Here is a 14866-nt window from a genome sequence, read left to right on the forward strand (position 1 = left end):
GGTGCGCGCCGGCTGACGGTTCGCCGGGCATTTGTTACCATCGTGACTTTGTCCGCAAGGGAGCTGTCCGTTGCCAGTCGTTCGCAGCAAGATCTGTGGGATTACCCGTATCGAGGATGCCCTGCTGGCTGCCGAGGCCGGGGCCGATGCCATCGGTCTGGTGTTCTACGCCCGGAGTCCGCGCGCGGTCGACGTGCAGCAGGCGCGCGCGATCATCGCCGCGCTGCCGCCCTTCGTCACCACGGTCGGCCTGTTCGTCAATGCTTCGCGCGACGAGCTGAACGAGATCCTCGCGGCGGTTCCTCTGGATCTGCTGCAATTTCACGGCGACGAGACGGCCGAAGACTGCGTCGGCTATCACCGGCCGTACATCAAGGCCCTGCGTGTGCGTCCCGGCGAGGACATCCAGGCGCGTTGCGCCGAGTTTCCGCAGGCGGCGGGCATCCTGCTGGATACCTTCGTTGCCGGCGTGCCGGGTGGCACCGGCGAGACCTTCGACTGGTCGCTGGTTCCGCGGGATCCCGGCTGTCCGATCATCCTCGCCGGGGGGCTGACGGCGGAAAATGTCGCTGCGGCGATCCGCCAGGTACGTCCCTGGGCCGTGGATGTCAGCGGCGGGGTGGAGGCGAGCAAGGGCGTCAAGGATGCCGCCAAGGTGCGCGCTTTCGTCGAGGCGGTGCGCGCCGGCTGAACCCGCTCATGTGACGGTGGCCGCCGCGCCGCCGTCCATTAGCCTGAGGTTGCCGCCAAGCACGGGCTTGGCTGGTGAAGGTTTATCGCGTGACGGCGCTGTGGCGACCGCACGCACCATGGTCGCGAGTGGCGCGGAGCACGTCGTGTCGGCAGCGAAGTCTGCCGGACGAGTCGCACCGGACTGCGGCCCAATCGTGAATCTGCTCTGGGAGCTGCGCGGCGCACCTGTTGCGCGCCAGTCCGGGCCTACGGAGAACACTGCATGAGCAACTGGCTGGTAGACAAACTGATCCCCTCGATCATGCGTTCCGAGGTGAAGAAAAGTACGGTGCCCGAGGGGCTCTGGCACAAGTGCCCGTCCTGCGACACGGTGCTGTACCGCCCGGAGCTGGAAAAGACCCTGGATGTCTGCCCCAAGTGCGATCACCACATGCGCATCAACGCGCGCACCCGCCTGGACTTCTTCCTCGATGCCGAAGGTCGCGAGGAAATCGCCGCCGATCTGGAGCCGGTGGATCGCCTGAAGTTCCGCGACAGCAAGAAGTACAAGGATCGCCTGACTGCGGCGCAGAAGGACACCGGCGAGAAGGACGCGCTGGTCGCCATGAGCGGCACCCTGCAGGGGCTGGCGGTGGTCGCCTGCGCTTTCGAGTTCTCCTTCATGGGCGGCTCCATGGGCGCCATCGTCGGCGAGCGCTTCGTGCGTGCGGCCAACGTCGCCCTGGAAAAGCGCTGCCCGCTGATCTGCTTCTCCGCCTCTGGCGGCGCGCGCATGCAGGAAGCGCTGATCTCCCTGATGCAGATGGCCAAGACCTCCGCGGTCATCGCCCGCCTGCGCGAAGAGGGCATTCCCTACGTGTCCGTGCTGACCGACCCGGTGTATGGCGGCGTGTCGGCCAGTCTGGCCATGCTCGGTGACGTCAACGTCGCCGAGCCCAAGGCGCTGATCGGCTTCGCCGGCCCGCGGGTGATCGAGCAGACCGTGCGCGAGAAGCTGCCGGAAGGCTTCCAGCGCAGCGAGTTTCTTCTCGAACACGGCGCCATCGACATGATCATCCCCCGTGCCGAGCTGCGCCCGCGCCTGGCACGCCTGCTGGCTCAGCTGACCCATCAGCCGACGCCGGCCACCGCTGTGGCTGCCGAACCGCTCAGCGCATGAATCGCAGCCTCGCCGACTGGCTGAGCTACCTCGAGCAGCTGCACCCCGTGTCCATCGACATGGGGCTCGAGCGTGCCCGTCTGGTGCTCGAACGCCTTGATCTCGGCCGGCCGGCGCCGCGGGTGATCACCGTCACCGGCACCAACGGCAAGGGTTCGACCTGCGCCTTCCTCGCCAGCCTGCTGCGTGCCAGCGGGCTGCGCGTCGGCGTGTACAGCTCGCCGCACCTGCTGCGCTACAACGAACGGGTGCAGCTGCCGGAAGGCGAGGCCAGCGATGCAGCGCTGTGCGAAGCCTTTGCCGCAGTCGAGGCGGCGCGTGGCGAGACTTCCCTGACCTATTTCGAGATGGGCACCCTGGCGGCCTTCTGGCTGTTCGAGCGCGCGGCGCTGGATGCCGTGGTGCTCGAGGTCGGCCTCGGCGGCCGTCTCGATGCGGTCAACCTGGTGGATGCCGATCTGGCGGTGGTGACCAGCATCGGCGTCGATCACGTCGAGTGGCTGGGCGACAGTCGCGACAGCGTAGCGGTGGAAAAGGCCGGGATCTTCCGCGCCGGCAAGCCGGTGCTGTGCGGCGATCTCGATCCGCCGCCGGTGCTACTGGAGCGCGCGCGCCAGCTGGGTTGTCCATTGCGCTTGCGCGGGCGCGATTTCGATCTGGCCTTCGGCGAGCAGTTCTGGCACTGGCGCGGCGTGGACGCCGACGGCCAGCCGCTGGAGCTCGCCGATCTGCCGCTGCTCGACCTGCCGATGGAGAACGCGGCGCTGGCCTTGCAGGCCTTCGTCCTGCTGGATTTGCCCTGGCACGCTCCGGCGCTGGCCGCGGCACTGCAGCAGGCCCGCGTCGCCGGGCGGCTGGATCGTCGTCGGCTATCCTGGCAGGGTCGCACGCTGAATCTGCTCCTGGATGTCGGTCACAACCCGCATGCGGCGCAGTACCTGGCCCGACGCCTGGCCGAGCGTCCGCCCCGTGGGCGGCACCTGGCGGTGTTCGGCTTGCTGGGCGACAAGGATCTGCCGGGGGTGATCGAGCCGTTGCTTGACGTGGTGGCGCAGTGGGCGGTGGCGCCGCTGCCGACCCCGCGCAGCCGCAGTGCCGAGGAGTTGCAGGCAGCCCTGCAGGCGCGTGGCGCCAGCGCGAGTGCCTGGCCGTCGATAGCCGCGGCGCTTGATGCGCAGGCGAATCAGGCGGCGGAGGATGACGAAATTCTGGTGTTCGGCTCGTTTTACAGTGTGGCCGAGGCCTTGCACTGGCTGGAGCAGCACGACCAGCCAGCCCGTGGTTCGTAGGCCAGCCCAGGGATAAGGGAGGAGCGGTCGATGGCTTTGCTGGATCGAAGACTCAAGCAGCGGATGGTCGGGGCGGCCGTGCTGGTGGCGTTGGTGGTGGTGTTCCTGCCGATGCTGTTCAATCGCGAGGACGAGCAGCGCCGGGTGCGTGTCGAGGCGCCGCCGATGCCGCCGATGCCCCAGGTCGCGGTGTCTACCCCGGAGCCGGTCGCCGTGCCCGAGCCGCAGGCCGAAGCGCTGCCGGCCGCAACCGGCGTCGTGGTGTCGCCGGTTGTGGTCGAGCCGGTGCCGCCAAGCCAGCCGATCGCGCCTGCCGAACCGCTCGTCCCGTCTCCCGTTCAGGAGCCCGCAGCGGCGCTGGCGCCTGCCGATGCCCAGCCGCCCAGTCGCCTGGATGCCGATGGCGTGCCGGTCAGCTGGACGGTGCAGCTGGCCAGCCTGTCCAATCGCGCCCGCGCCGAGGAGCTGCAGCAAAAGCTGCGCAGCCAGGGCTTCGACGCCTACATCCGCTCGGTGGAGGGGATGAACCGGGTGTTCGTCGGTCCGCTGCTCGAGCGCGCCGATGCCGAGCGGGTGCGCGAGCAGATCGCTCGCCAGCACAAACTCAGCCCGATAGTGGTGCGCTTCCAGCCCGAGCGCCGCTGACGGCCCGCGCGTCCCTGCACAGGCCTGGGGTTCAGCTGTATGGATGGCCGGGGGTGGCCCCGGTCGCGCTGTGGACCATGCGGCGGTCGACATGGTTGACCGCCGCCAGGATGTGCGTGGGGGCGCTCAGGGCGGGGGCCATGGTCCAGCGCTGGTAGGCGTCGTTGCCGATGCGCACCATGCCGGTATGGGTCGCCTTGTTGCCGTCCACCAGCGGGTCGCGGTCATAGAAGCCGAGGCTGTAGCGCAGCTCCTCGATGTCTGCCGGCTCGCCGGTGAGGAACAGCCAGCCTGGCCCGACGTGGTTGCGCTCGGCGTACTCCTTGAGGATCTGCGGCGTATCCAGCTCGGGTTGCAGGGTGATCGAGTAGAGGAACACGTCGCGTCCCGCGCGCGCGCCGAGCATTTTCTGCACCTGCCGCAGGTTGGCGGTCATGGCCGGACAGATCCTGCCGCACATGACGTACATCATGTTGATGGCGACCACCTTGCCGCGGATCAGGTCGTCGTAGAAGCGCACCTCCCGGCCGTCGTGGGTCAGCAGGCGGGTGTTGGGCCAGGGCGCGCCGGCCGCCCTGGCGGTTCGCCCGGGGCCGGGCTGCGGGGCGAGCTGGCTCCACGCCAGCCAGCCCAGCGTTGCGGCGCCACCCAGGCCGAGTAACAGATCTCTTCGCGTGTTCATCTCGGGTTCTCCAGTCAGCCGCTAGGGGAGCGCCTGGCTCAGGTTTCTCTGCCGCCCTAGCCGCGGCCTTTGCCACGCTTGGGCGGGGTTGGCTCGTCGGTCGGCGGGGCGTCGGCATCCGGGTCGGTTGGCTCTGGCGCCACGGGATCGACGATGTCCCAGCGCACCATCATCGCGTGGTCCTCGTGGATCAGGTTGTGACAGTGCATGACGTACTTGCCGACGTAGTCGCGAAAGTGCAGCAGCACGCGCAGGGTGGTGAACGCGCCCAGGGTGTAGACGTCCTTGCGCCCGCGCTCGTGGAGTGGAATCGGCACCTCCACGCCGTTCACGATCTTGCTGAGGATGCGGCCTTCCTCGAAGTGGATGTGGATGGGGTGGGACCAGCCGTCCTGGGGGCTCACCAGTTCCCAGATTTCCGCGCTGCCCTTGACGACCACGGCGGCCGGCTTGTTCACGTCGACGAATGCTCCGTTGATTGCCCACATGCCGTTGCGGCGCTCGAATACCCAGCGACGTACCGGGGCGGCGGCGATTTCGGCCGGATCAAGTGGCGGCAGCGGCCGCAAGGTGGCGGGCACTCGGCTGAGGTCGTGCGCCGGTGGGTAGCGGTCGACCTTGAACTTGAGCACCCGGCTACCGGGGGCCTTGATGTCCTTGGGGCCGCGGGTGTCCTCCTGGATCATGCGGTTGACCAGGTACAGTTCGGTGCCGATCGGGTAGCGGGAGAAGTCGACGACGATGTCGGCGCGCTCGGCCACGCCGAGAGTCACGCTGGTCTGGTTCAGCAGCGGGGCGGGCAGCAGGTTGCCGTCGTTGGCGATGTAGGTGAACCGCTGCACCACGTTGCTCGCCGAGACCAGGAAGAAGGCATAGAAGCGGCTGGGTCCGCCGTTGAGCAGGCGCAGGCGGTACTTGCGTGCGGCGACATGCAGGACCGGTTCGATCTTGCCGTTGACCGCCACCTTGTCGCCCAGCACCCCCTCGGGGTTGATCTGGTCGTAATAGAGCAGGCCATCGGCCGAGAAACGCCGGTCGGCAAATACCAGCGGGTAGTCGTAGGGATGGCTCGGCAGACGCAGGGCGCTGCTGCTGGGGTCTTGCTCGTTGCCCGAGTCGATATGGTCATACAGCAGGTAGAAACCGATCAGGCCGCGGTAGAGATTGGGTGCGGTGAAGTCCAGCGTGTGGTCGTGGTAGAACAGGAACCCCAGCGCCTCGCGCTCGTCGCCGTAGCCGTTCTGCATCTGCTCGTAGCCGGCGCAGATGTTGGGGTAGAAGTGGTCCTTGAAGGCGCCGGGCTGGGTCAGGGTCGGCCCGGCCTTGTCGGCGCTGTAGTAGTCCCCGGGGAAGCCGTCGCTTTCCGAGCCGCAGTGCAGGTTGTGCAGGTGGGTGGAGATCTCCGGGGTGCCGAAGCCGACGTGCTCCGCGGGCAGTTCGTTGAAGATGCGGCAGAGCACGGGATGTCCGTAGCGGGCGAACACCGTGGGGGCGAAGGTGGCGGGGTCAGGCGTAGCCCCTTCGTAGACCCACACCGGCTGGGGCGGCAGCGCGGGGTTGAACACCCAGTTGCGCCGCTCCACGGCGCGCAGGGCGTAGTACTCGGCATTCTGGTAAAGCTCGCCCCAGTGCTGGTGGGCTGGACGACCCGCTTCGCCGGCCGCGGTATTGGCCTCCCGGGTCGGGCTTGGATTCATCGCGGCGGCGGGGACGCCGGGCAGCGGACTGATGGCGTCGGGCAGGCGCTCCACCCACGGCGTGGTGGCGGGGCTGGGGGGCAGCTGGGAGCTGGTGGCGTCGTCATCGGCGGAGCTGGCCGGCTTGGGCAGCAGGAGCGGTGCTGCCAGGGCGGTTGCCGAAAGCTTGAGAAATGAGCGTCGCGAATCGTCGGGTGCAGTGGTCGAACGTCTTGCCCGGTGCGTTCTGTCGTTTGGCTTCATGGAAAACTCCTGGTTTTCCCCCGCTGGAAAGATTCGTCGTTTCCCCCTTTCCCAATGCTTGCCTGCGGGCCTGGATCCTCCCTGATCGTTGGCGCTCTCGCTGTGCCGGCATCTGCGTGCCTGAAAAGTACTCTAGTAGGTCGGCCTTGGGACCTTCGTCTGAATATCATCGGACCTTGGTCTGATCGGGCGACGGATGGTCGAGGCCGGCGGTGGCGTCGCGCTGCAGGCCCGCTCCGCTCGTGCTGCGGGCTGCCGTTCACGCACCGCCGCGCGCAATCGCGGCTGACTCGCAGGCCTGCGCTCTGTTAGAATCCGCGCTCTCTTTTCCGCATTTCGCCAGTGAGCAGCATTGTGGCATTCACCTGGGTCGACTGGTCCATCATTGCGCTGATCGCCGTTTCCGGGCTGATCAGTCTGACGCGCGGATTCGTCAGGGAGGCCCTGTCGCTGCTGGTCTGGATCGTGGCCGGTGCGGTGGCCTGGCTGTATGGCGGGGCGCTGGCCGGTTATCTGGCGCCCTACATCGAGCTGCCTTCGGCGCGGGTGATCGCGGCCTGCGCGATCCTGTTCGTGCTGACCCTGATGGTCGGCGCGCTGCTGACCCACCTGCTGGGCGCGCTGGTGCAGGCCACCGGGCTGACCGGCACCGATCGCCTGCTCGGCATGGTCTTCGGTCTGGCACGCGGTGCGCTGCTGGTGGTGATCGGCGTGGGGCTGCTCAGCCTGGCACCGGTGCAGCAGGATCCCTGGTGGCAACAGTCGGTGCTGCTGCCCGATTTTCTGATGATTGCCGACTGGTCGAAGAACGTCGTTCTCGGGTTCTTCCAGCAGTCGACCAATGCCGGCGGCCTTCCGGGTCGTGTGGCCTTTCCGCTTTAGCCTGACTTTCTAGGGGTTGCGTCACATGTGTGGCATCGTTGGTATTGTGGGTAAGTCGAACGTCAACCAGGCGCTCTACGACGCCCTTACGGTTCTTCAGCACCGCGGCCAGGACGCTGCCGGCATCGTGACCAGCCACGGCAGTCGCCTGTTCCTGCGCAAGGACAACGGCCTGGTCCGCGACGTGTTCCACACCCGGCACATGCAACGCCTGATCGGCAATATCGGCATCGGTCACGTGCGCTATCCGACCGCCGGCAGCTCCAGCTCGGCCGAGGCGCAGCCGTTCTACGTCAACTCGCCCTACGGCATCACCCTGGCGCACAACGGCAACCTGACCAACGTCGAGCAGCTGTCGCGCGAGATCTACGAATCCGACCTGCGCCACGTCAACACCAACTCCGACTCGGAAGTGCTGCTCAACGTGTTCGCCCACGAGCTGGCCGTGCGTGGCAAGCTGCAGCCGACCGCCGACGACATCTTCGCCGCCGTCTCCGGCGTGCATCAGCGCTGCCGTGGCGGCTACGCCGTGGTGGCGATGGTCACCGGCTACGGCATCGTCGGCTTCCGCGATCCCCACGGCATCCGCCCGATCGTGTTCGGCCAGCGTCACACCGACGAAGGCGTCGAGTACATGATCGCTTCGGAAAGCGTGGCGCTGGACGTGCTCGGTTTCACCCTGATCCGTGACCTGGCGCCGGGCGAGGCGGTGTACATCACCCCCGAAGGCCAGTTGCAGACCCGCCAGTGCGCGGACAACCCGCAGCTGTCGCCGTGCATCTTCGAACACGTCTACCTGGCGCGTCCGGACTCGATCATGGACGGCGTCTCGGTGTACAAGGCGCGTCTGCGCATGGGCGAGAAGCTGGCCGAGAAGATCCTGCGCGAGCGCCCCGACCACGACATCGACGTGGTCATCCCGATTCCCGACACCAGCCGCACCTCGGCGCTGGAACTGGCCAACAAGCTGGGCGTGAAATTCCGCGAGGGCTTCGTCAAGAACCGCTACATCGGTCGCACCTTCATCATGCCCGGCCAGGCGGCGCGCAAGAAGTCGGTACGCCAGAAGCTCAATGCCATCGACCTGGAATTCCGCGGCAAGAACGTGATGCTGGTGGACGACTCCATCGTGCGCGGCACCACCTGCAAGCAGATCATCCAGATGGCCCGCGAGGCGGGGGCGAAGAAGGTCTACTTCTGCTCCGCGGCGCCGGCGGTGCGCTACCCCAACGTCTACGGCATCGACATGCCGAGCGCCCACGAGCTGATCGCCCATGGTCGCAGCACCGAAGAGGTGGCCGAGCTGATCGGCACCGACTGGCTGGTCTACCAGGATCTCGAGGATCTCAAGGAAGCGGTCGGCGGCGGCAAGATCAAGATCGGCCAGTTCGACAGCGCGGTGTTCGATGGCCAGTACGTCACCGGCGACGTCAACGAAGCCTACCTGGATCGCATCGAGCAGGCGCGCAACGATCTGGCCAAGGCCGGGCAGGGCGTGTCCAACGACATCATCGATCTGCACAACAACTGAGTGACGCGCGGCAGCACCCGGCAGCGAGCCGGGCGCTGCCTTCGTGCAAAACCGGCGGTAGCTGCAGACAGTCTGAGCCCGAGGCCGATCCCTGCTGCGCTGCTGCGCTGAGGAGAGGCTGAAAATGGCGCAAGAATGGCAGGCCGGAAGGCTCGACAGTGATCTGGAAGGTGTGGGTTTCGACACCCTGGCGGTGCGTGCCGGGCAGCACCGCAGCCCCGAGGGCGAGCACGGCGAGGGGTTGTTCCTGACCTCCAGCTACGTGTTCCGCAGTGCGGCCGATGCGGCTGCCCGCTTTGCCGGCGAGGTGCCGGGCAACGTCTATTCCCGCTACACCAACCCCACCGTACGCACCTTCGAAGAGCGCATCGCCGCGCTGGAAGGCGCCGAGCAGGCGGTGGCCACCGCTTCCGGGATGGCCGCCATCATGGCCACGGTGATGAGCCTGTGCAGTGCCGGCGACCACATCCTGGTTTCGCGCAGCGTCTTCGGCGCCACCGTGACCCTGTTCGAGAAGTACTTCAAGCGCTTCGGCGTTGAGGTCGACTACGTGCCGCTGGCCGATCCGGCTGGCTGGCAGGCCGCCTGCAAGGCCAACACCAAGCTGTTCTTCATCGAGTCGCCCTCCAATCCGCTGGCCGAGCTGGTGGACATCGCCGAGCTGGCCGCCGTGGCCCACGCCAACGGCGCGTTGCTGGCGGTGGACAACTGCTTCTGCACCCCGGCACTGCAGCAGCCGCTGGCCTTGGGCGCCGACATCGTCATCCACTCGGCGACCAAGTACATCGACGGCCAGGGGCGTTGCCTGGGTGGCGTGGTGGCCGGGCGCAGCGCGCAGATGAGCGAAGTGGTCGGCTTCCTGCGCACCGCCGGTCCGACCCTCAGTCCGTTCAATGCCTGGGTGTTCCTCAAGGGGCTGGAAACCCTGCGCCTGCGCATGCGCGCCCACTGCGCCAACGCTCAGGGACTGGCCGAGTGGCTGGAGCAGCAGCCGGGAGTCGAGCGCGTCTACTACGCGGGTCTGCCCAGCCATCCGCAGCACGCGCTGGCCAAGCGTCAGCAGAAGGGCTTCGGCGCGGTGCTCGGCTTCGAGGTCAAGGGCGGCAAGGAGGCGGCCTGGCGAGTGATCGACGCCACGCGGATGATCTCGATCACCGCCAATCTCGGTGACACCAAGACCACCATTACCCATCCGGCGACCACCACCCACGGACGCCTGTCGCCGGAAGCGCGTGCCCAGGCCGGCATCAGCGACAGCCTGATCCGCCTCGCCGTCGGTCTTGAGGAGTTCGACGACCTCAAGGCCGACCTGGCCCTGGGCCTGGCGGCGCTGTGATGGAGCTGCGGGTCGCAGGGCTGCGTTCGCTGGCGTTGGTCAGCGTGCCCCGCGATCCTGCTGCGCCGTGTCGCTGAGTGCTGCCGATCACGCACGGCAGCCGGCGGGGCGGGTCGGCAGGGTGGCGGATGTGGCGGCGCCGGTGGCCTGGCTGCTGTCGGCGCAGGCCGGATTGGTCGCTGGCCAGTCATTCGTGTCGATGGCGGCCTGACCCGGCGCATGATCTACCGGGACTGAGGCGCCCGGGAAAACCGGAAAATGAAAAAAATCCTTACGGGCTGTTGACTTAGCGTCGATGCGTGCGTAAAGTTCGCCCCCGTTGCAAGGGGAAAAGGGTGATTAGCTCAGCTGGGAGAGCATCTGCCTTACAAGCAGAGGGTCGGCGGTTCGATCCCGTCATCACCCACCAAACCTTGCAAAGCATAGATATATCGGACGCAAGTCCGGCCGACGCGCAGCGGTAGTTCAGTCGGTTAGAATACCGGCCTGTCACGCCGGGGGTCGCGGGTTCGAGTCCCGTCCGCTGCGCCATATTTTCCGCATACGCTTCTCGGGCGGATGCGAGATCGAAGACTCCAGCAGTCTGCGATCAGAAGGGTTGTAAGGTTTCACCGGACGCAAGTCCAACCGACGCGCAGCGGTAGTTCAGTCGGTTAGAATACCGGCCTGTCACGCCGGGGGTCGCGGGTTCGAGTCCCGTCCGCTGCGCCATATACGAAAAGCCCTCTGGCAGTCATGCCAGAGGGCTTTTTTACTTTCTGCAACATTCATTTTTTCGTCATCCGCGATCTCTAGGCTGATACTCGTAGTCGCACCATCGAGCACACGATCAGACAAGAAGAGAGACCGTTATGGATGATTATCAGGAAGAACTGCTGGAGCTGCAGGCCGCCGAACGCGACCTGCCGGAGCCCGCGGACGATGCCACCGAGCTGTAACCCCCTGTGCCGCTGTACCCTCCTGCCACTAGATAGCCGCCCGCTCGCACGCCGTCGTCGAGTGCTGGCGGAGCCGTGCGTCACGATAGTGGCCAATCGCATCAGCCATTGCCCAGCTGCGCCAGCTTGCGGCGGCGTTCGCCATCGCCCAGGAAATCCTGCCGCAATGTGGCCCGCCTGCTCTGGAGTTCACCCATGGGGCTACCGTGTCACAGTTCGCGAGCGACGGGCGGTCTGGCTGCCGAGTCGGACGGTAGCCTGCCAACCCCTTCACATTGCCCGGCGGTGCTTTTCTCCTAGACTTTCGGCAATAAAGGTCGGCGTCATGCATGATTGACGCGCCGGGCCACGGAAGAATTGTTCGCTCCCGTCCAATGCGGGACCAGAGTGCCTGTGCGAGGGAAGTCGATGAGCCTGCAGAAAAAGCCACAGATGGTGGAGTCCGTGATGTTCTTCAATGAACGCGGCATCTGCAAGGAAATGCTCTACCCCGAGTTCGAGGCCCTGCTCGACGGGGTGGTCAACCTGCCCGAGTTTGCCGCTCAACAGCTGCGCGCCGCTTTCGTGCTGATCAACCCGCGCCTGCTGGTCAAGGCGGCGGTGTTCTTCTACATCGACTTCGGCGACAAGGGTGAAGCCGACCGCGGCTGGAACATCCCCCTGCGCCATCTGGCCGAGCGCTCCGGCAGCGGCCCCGACCTTGGCTCCGGGCCCATCCGCCTGGCCTGCCGCAGCCAGTGCCCGGTGTCCTGGCACCAGATGCACCTGTGGGATCCGAGCCTGTCGCCGGCACAGAACGACCTGTTGCTGATCCGCGACGCCGCCAAGCGCAACAACCTCGGCGTGCTGGTCGAGGACGAGACGGCGCAGGCGGTCGAGCCGGCCAAGTTGCATATGGCCTCCGAACACAAGTGGTACATGCAGCCCGACGACCTCGAGTTGATCCGCTCGGAAGAGGCTGCGCGCAAGGCCGACAAGAACGAGCAGGAGCAGCGCCTCAAGGCTGCCCAGATGATCAAGCAGCAGCGCCTGCGCATCAGCAGCCTGAGCCAGCAACATGAGGAAGAGCTGGCCCGTCTGCGTCTGCAGGCCGAGCAGCGCGAGCAGGCCCTGCAGGCACAGCTGGCGACGGTGGAGCGGGCATTGGCCGAGCAGACCCAGCGTAACGATGCACTCAAGGCGCGGCTGACGGCCCAGGCCGAGAGTTTTCGGCAGGCCCATGAAAACATGGATCGCCAATTGCAGGCGTTGGCGCATAACGGGCGCAGCGAACTCGATGGCCTGCGCGCGCAGTTCGAGCAGGAGGCGCAGGCGCGGATCAGCGCGGCGCTGCTCGAAAGTCAGGAGCGCCTGGCTAGTCAGGAAACCCAGCTGGCCAGTCAGGCCCGGCAGGAAGCGCAATTGCGCGCCGAGCTCAGTCAGGTGGCCGCAGAGCGCGACCGCCTGGCGCGCGAAGGCGGTGAGCAGATTCTCGAGCGTCTGGCCGGGCAGGGGGTGGTGTTCGTCGCCTACCATCCGGGCGCCGGGCACCTGACCATTCCGCTGCAGGACATGGGCGCCTACCAGCGCAATCCGCAGGCCTACGCCGCCGCCAAGTGCTTCGTCAGCGAGGCGCAGTACGGTCAGTGGCTGGCCCACTACCAGCAGCCGAGCTGCGTTGCCCAACTGCCCAGCGGCAATCGCTGCAACATGCCGATCGACCGGGTCGACTCGCCCAGCCGCTTTGTCGGTGGCGAGTCTGATTGCTGTGCCCGCCATCGCAGCAGTGCCCGGCAGCGCACGCTCGGTCAGTGATGCTGCCTGCGAACTGGCCTCCTGCGGCACCGCTGCAGGCGGTGCGCTGTGGCTGGTTGCAGCGTGCCGGTGTGGAGCTGGCGCTGCTGCGCCTGGATCGGATCGATCCGCTGGTCAGTGGCAACAAGTGGTACAAGCTTGCGCCGCATCTGGGCGAGGTCCGGCGTCGCGCGGCGTCCGGGGTGATCAGCCTGGGCGGTGCCCACTCCAATCATCTGCATGCCCTGGCGGCTGCCGGTGCCCGCTTCGGTGTGGCCACCGTCGGTCTGCTGCGCGGCCACGAGCAGGACACCCCCACCGTTCGCGACCTGCGGGCCTTCGGCATGCAGCTGCACTGGCTGGGTTATGCCGGCTATCGTGCCCGGCACCAGGCCGACTTCTGGGCCCCCTGGCTGGCGAATTATCCGGACTACCTGCCGGTGGCCGAAGGCGGCATGAGCCTGGCGGCGGCGCAGTCCTGCGCCGGCCTGGTGGGGATGATCGGGGAGGGCCTGGCCGCGCTAGGCTGGCACGACTACCAGCAGCTCTGGGTCGCCGCCGGCAGCGGCACCACCCTGGCCGGGCTGGTGCTGGGTGAAGGCGGTCGCCGGCCGGTGGTTGGCGCCCTGGCGGTGCCGACCGATCATGGCGTGGCGGTAGCGGTGGAGCGCCTGCTCGACGAGGCCGGCGTCGCGGCGAGGCGCAGCTACCGCCTGCTGGATGCCAGTCGTGGCGGCTTCGCCCGCCTGGATGCCGAACTGGCGCGCTTCGTCCTCGACTTCGAGGCTGAAACCGGCGTGCCGCTCGAGCCGCTGTATACCGGCAAGCTGCTGCTGGCGCTGCAGGAGACGCTGCAGCGCGGCGAGATCGCCGGCGGCAGCCGCATCGTCGCCGTGCACAGTGGTGGCCTGCAGGGACGGCGGGCGCTGGACGCGCGCCTGCTCGAGCTGGCCGGGCACTCCTGAGTTCAGCGCGTGGCGCCGCCCCTGGCCGGCAGTGGCCAGTGGTCGTTGACCAGAAAGATCCGCTCCCGCTCCTGCCAGAAACCGTCGGCCTCTTCCTCCAGGCCGACCAGCAGGCGCGGCGCGGCGTCCTCCGGCAGGGCGCCCAGCCACTCCTCCAGCTGCTGTGCGGGCCACAGCTCCCCGGCAGGGCAGGCGGCGGGGGCCAGCCAGCGCAGGCGTGGCAGTGGCTGCCAGTGACGGCCGCCGGCCTCCCGCCAGGCGGGCCAGTCGCGGCGCTGCACCCAGTGGCCGCGCAGGTGCTGCGGGCTGGCGCCGGCCGGTGCGCTGCAGGGGGATGGCCAGGGATAGAACAGGTAACCGGCGAGCCACAGGCTGGCCCGCAGCGGCCGGGAGCTGAGCGGCTCGACCAGGGCGCGCGCCTCGGGCCGCGCGGAGAGCGGCAGCTGGTGCTGCAGCAGGTGTTCCAGCTTGAGGTCGAGACGATCGAGTCGGCCCGGGCCGAGCCAGTCGCGGGCGGCGCGGCCGTCCGCGCTGGACGGGCCGAGGTAGAACTTCACCGCCAGCTCGATGTGCTGCAGGCCTTCGCGGTCCTCCAACAGCAGGTCCATCTCGCCCAGGGTGCGACCGTGGTCGCGTACCGCCAGGTTGGCCGCCAGCAGGCGGATGTCCGGCGCCTGGCGCAGGGCGAACTGCCACAGCTCCTCGTAGTAGCGTCCCAGGCGATTGCCGGAAACCGCCGGCAGCTGCGCAAGCAGCGGCTGGGGCTCGCGGTCGAGGGCCTGCAGCCAGTCGACCAGCTGTTCGGGGCGTGTCGCCCAAGCGCTGGCGCACAGCGGATGGCGCGGCTGCACGCCGTCCAGGCTGCCCAGCAGCGGCGAGCTGCACAGGGTCCAGGCCAGATCGCGCACGGCGGGGTGGCGCAGCTGGCGGGGCAGCAGGGCGAGGTTCGGGAAGAGCGTCATGCCGGCCAGCATAGCCGCTGGCCACCGCGATTGTCGTGGTTTGCCCGGCGGCCGGCGCTTCCCCCATAATC

General features: G+C 67.6%; 12 protein-coding genes, 3 tRNA genes and 1 pseudogene. 13 read left to right on the plus strand and 3 right to left on the minus strand.

All coding sequences use genetic code 11. The annotated features are described in order from the left end of the window. The first annotated feature begins 70 nt into the window (after window positions 1–70). The 4 genes from BM297_RS14015 (at window position 71) to BM297_RS14030 (ending at window position 3786) form a co-directional block, all read left to right on the plus strand. On the plus strand, window positions 71–691 hold the full coding sequence (locus BM297_RS14015; protein WP_092432558.1) for a phosphoribosylanthranilate isomerase: 621 nt from the start codon (window positions 71–73) through the stop codon (window positions 689–691). Between the two features lie 264 nt (window positions 692–955). Continuing rightward, a complete protein-coding gene (gene accD / locus BM297_RS14020; RefSeq protein ID WP_092432561.1) occupies window positions 956–1852 on the plus strand; it encodes an acetyl-CoA carboxylase, carboxyltransferase subunit beta in 897 nt (298 codons plus the stop codon). Beyond that, a complete protein-coding gene (gene folC, locus BM297_RS14025; protein WP_092432563.1) occupies window positions 1849–3141 on the plus strand; it encodes a bifunctional tetrahydrofolate synthase/dihydrofolate synthase in 1293 nt (430 codons plus the stop codon). Before accD ends, folC begins: the two co-directional genes overlap by 4 nt. A 30-nt stretch (window positions 3142–3171) precedes the next feature. Further along, window positions 3172–3786: an SPOR domain-containing protein gene (locus BM297_RS14030; protein ID WP_092432565.1), complete on the plus strand. Its 615-nt coding sequence runs from the start codon at window positions 3172–3174 to the stop codon at window positions 3784–3786. A gap of 31 nt (window positions 3787–3817) precedes the next feature. On the opposite strand, the gene BM297_RS14035 is transcribed toward BM297_RS14030, so the two are convergent. Together BM297_RS14035 and BM297_RS14040 are read right to left on the minus strand one after the other, a co-directional pair. Continuing rightward, window positions 3818–4468, minus strand: coding sequence for an SCO family protein (locus BM297_RS14035; protein ID WP_092432566.1), 651 nt, complete (start codon window positions 4466–4468; stop codon window positions 3818–3820). Between the two features lie 56 nt (window positions 4469–4524). Further along, window positions 4525–6408, minus strand: a complete 1884-nt coding sequence (locus BM297_RS14040; RefSeq protein ID WP_092432568.1) for a multicopper oxidase family protein — start codon at window positions 6406–6408, stop codon at window positions 4525–4527. A gap of 354 nt (window positions 6409–6762) precedes the next feature. Between BM297_RS14040 and BM297_RS14045 the strand changes: the two genes are divergently transcribed. From BM297_RS14045 to BM297_RS14085, 9 genes and pseudogenes are all read left to right on the plus strand, one after another. Then, window positions 6763–7290, plus strand: a complete 528-nt coding sequence (locus BM297_RS14045; RefSeq protein WP_092432756.1) for a CvpA family protein — start codon at window positions 6763–6765, stop codon at window positions 7288–7290. Between the two features lie 25 nt (window positions 7291–7315). Beyond that, window positions 7316–8821 carry an amidophosphoribosyltransferase gene (purF, locus tag BM297_RS14050; RefSeq protein ID WP_092432571.1) on the plus strand — a complete coding sequence of 502 codons (1506 nt, stop codon included), beginning with the start codon at window positions 7316–7318 and terminating at the stop codon, window positions 8819–8821. Between the two features lie 124 nt (window positions 8822–8945). After that, the gene (locus BM297_RS14055; protein WP_092432574.1) at window positions 8946–10157 is read left to right on the plus strand and encodes an O-succinylhomoserine sulfhydrylase; all 1212 of its coding nucleotides are present in this window, start codon (window positions 8946–8948) and stop codon (window positions 10155–10157) included. 73 nt (window positions 10158–10230) lie between these two features. Beyond that, window positions 10231–10394, plus strand: a pseudogene (locus BM297_RS22125) (SDR family oxidoreductase); the annotation flags it as partial. Between the two features lie 96 nt (window positions 10395–10490). After that, window positions 10491–10566 (plus strand) — tRNA-Val (locus BM297_RS14065). A gap of 45 nt (window positions 10567–10611) precedes the next feature. Then, window positions 10612–10688 (plus strand) — tRNA-Asp (locus tag BM297_RS14070). Between the two features lie 103 nt (window positions 10689–10791). Then, window positions 10792–10868 (plus strand) — tRNA-Asp (locus BM297_RS14075). A gap of 635 nt (window positions 10869–11503) precedes the next feature. Continuing rightward, window positions 11504–12889: a chromosome partitioning protein ParA gene (locus tag BM297_RS14080; RefSeq protein ID WP_092432576.1), complete on the plus strand. Its 1386-nt coding sequence runs from the start codon at window positions 11504–11506 to the stop codon at window positions 12887–12889. Continuing rightward, entirely contained in the window at window positions 12889–13833 is a 945-nt protein-coding gene (locus BM297_RS14085) for a 1-aminocyclopropane-1-carboxylate deaminase/D-cysteine desulfhydrase (RefSeq protein WP_092432578.1), read from the plus strand. Before BM297_RS14080 ends, BM297_RS14085 begins: the two co-directional genes overlap by 1 nt. A gap of 2 nt (window positions 13834–13835) precedes the next feature. Here BM297_RS14085 and BM297_RS14090 read toward each other — a convergent pair whose 3' ends face one another. Further along, on the minus strand, window positions 13836–14795 hold the full coding sequence (locus BM297_RS14090) for a DUF1853 family protein (RefSeq protein ID WP_092432758.1): 960 nt from the start codon (window positions 14793–14795) through the stop codon (window positions 13836–13838). Between the last annotated feature and the right edge of the window lie 71 nt (window positions 14796–14866).

Source organism: Geopseudomonas sagittaria (assembly GCF_900115715.1).
Lineage (GTDB): Bacteria > Pseudomonadota > Gammaproteobacteria > Pseudomonadales > Pseudomonadaceae > Geopseudomonas > Geopseudomonas sagittaria.

Bases quoted from the DNA above. Each gene is read 5' to 3' on its own strand.
- folC (WP_092432563.1), top strand. From the start codon at position 1,849: ATGAATCGCAGCCTCGCCGACTGGCTGAGCTACCTCGAGCAGCTGCAC.
- BM297_RS14055 (WP_092432574.1), top strand. From the start codon at position 8,946: ATGGCGCAAGAATGGCAGGCCGGAAGGCTCGACAGTGATCTGGAAGGT.
- BM297_RS14035 (WP_092432566.1), bottom strand. From the start codon at position 4,468: ATGAACACGCGAAGAGATCTGTTACTCGGCCTGGGTGGCGCCGCAACG.
- BM297_RS14080 (WP_092432576.1), top strand. From the start codon at position 11,504: ATGAGCCTGCAGAAAAAGCCACAGATGGTGGAGTCCGTGATGTTCTTC.
- BM297_RS14085 (WP_092432578.1), top strand. From the start codon at position 12,889: ATGCTGCCTGCGAACTGGCCTCCTGCGGCACCGCTGCAGGCGGTGCGC.
- purF (WP_092432571.1), top strand. From the start codon at position 7,316: ATGTGTGGCATCGTTGGTATTGTGGGTAAGTCGAACGTCAACCAGGCG.
- BM297_RS14090 (WP_092432758.1), bottom strand. From the start codon at position 14,795: ATGACGCTCTTCCCGAACCTCGCCCTGCTGCCCCGCCAGCTGCGCCAC.
- accD (WP_092432561.1), top strand. From the start codon at position 956: ATGAGCAACTGGCTGGTAGACAAACTGATCCCCTCGATCATGCGTTCC.
- BM297_RS14030 (WP_092432565.1), top strand. From the start codon at position 3,172: ATGGCTTTGCTGGATCGAAGACTCAAGCAGCGGATGGTCGGGGCGGCC.
- BM297_RS14040 (WP_092432568.1), bottom strand. From the start codon at position 6,408: ATGAAGCCAAACGACAGAACGCACCGGGCAAGACGTTCGACCACTGCA.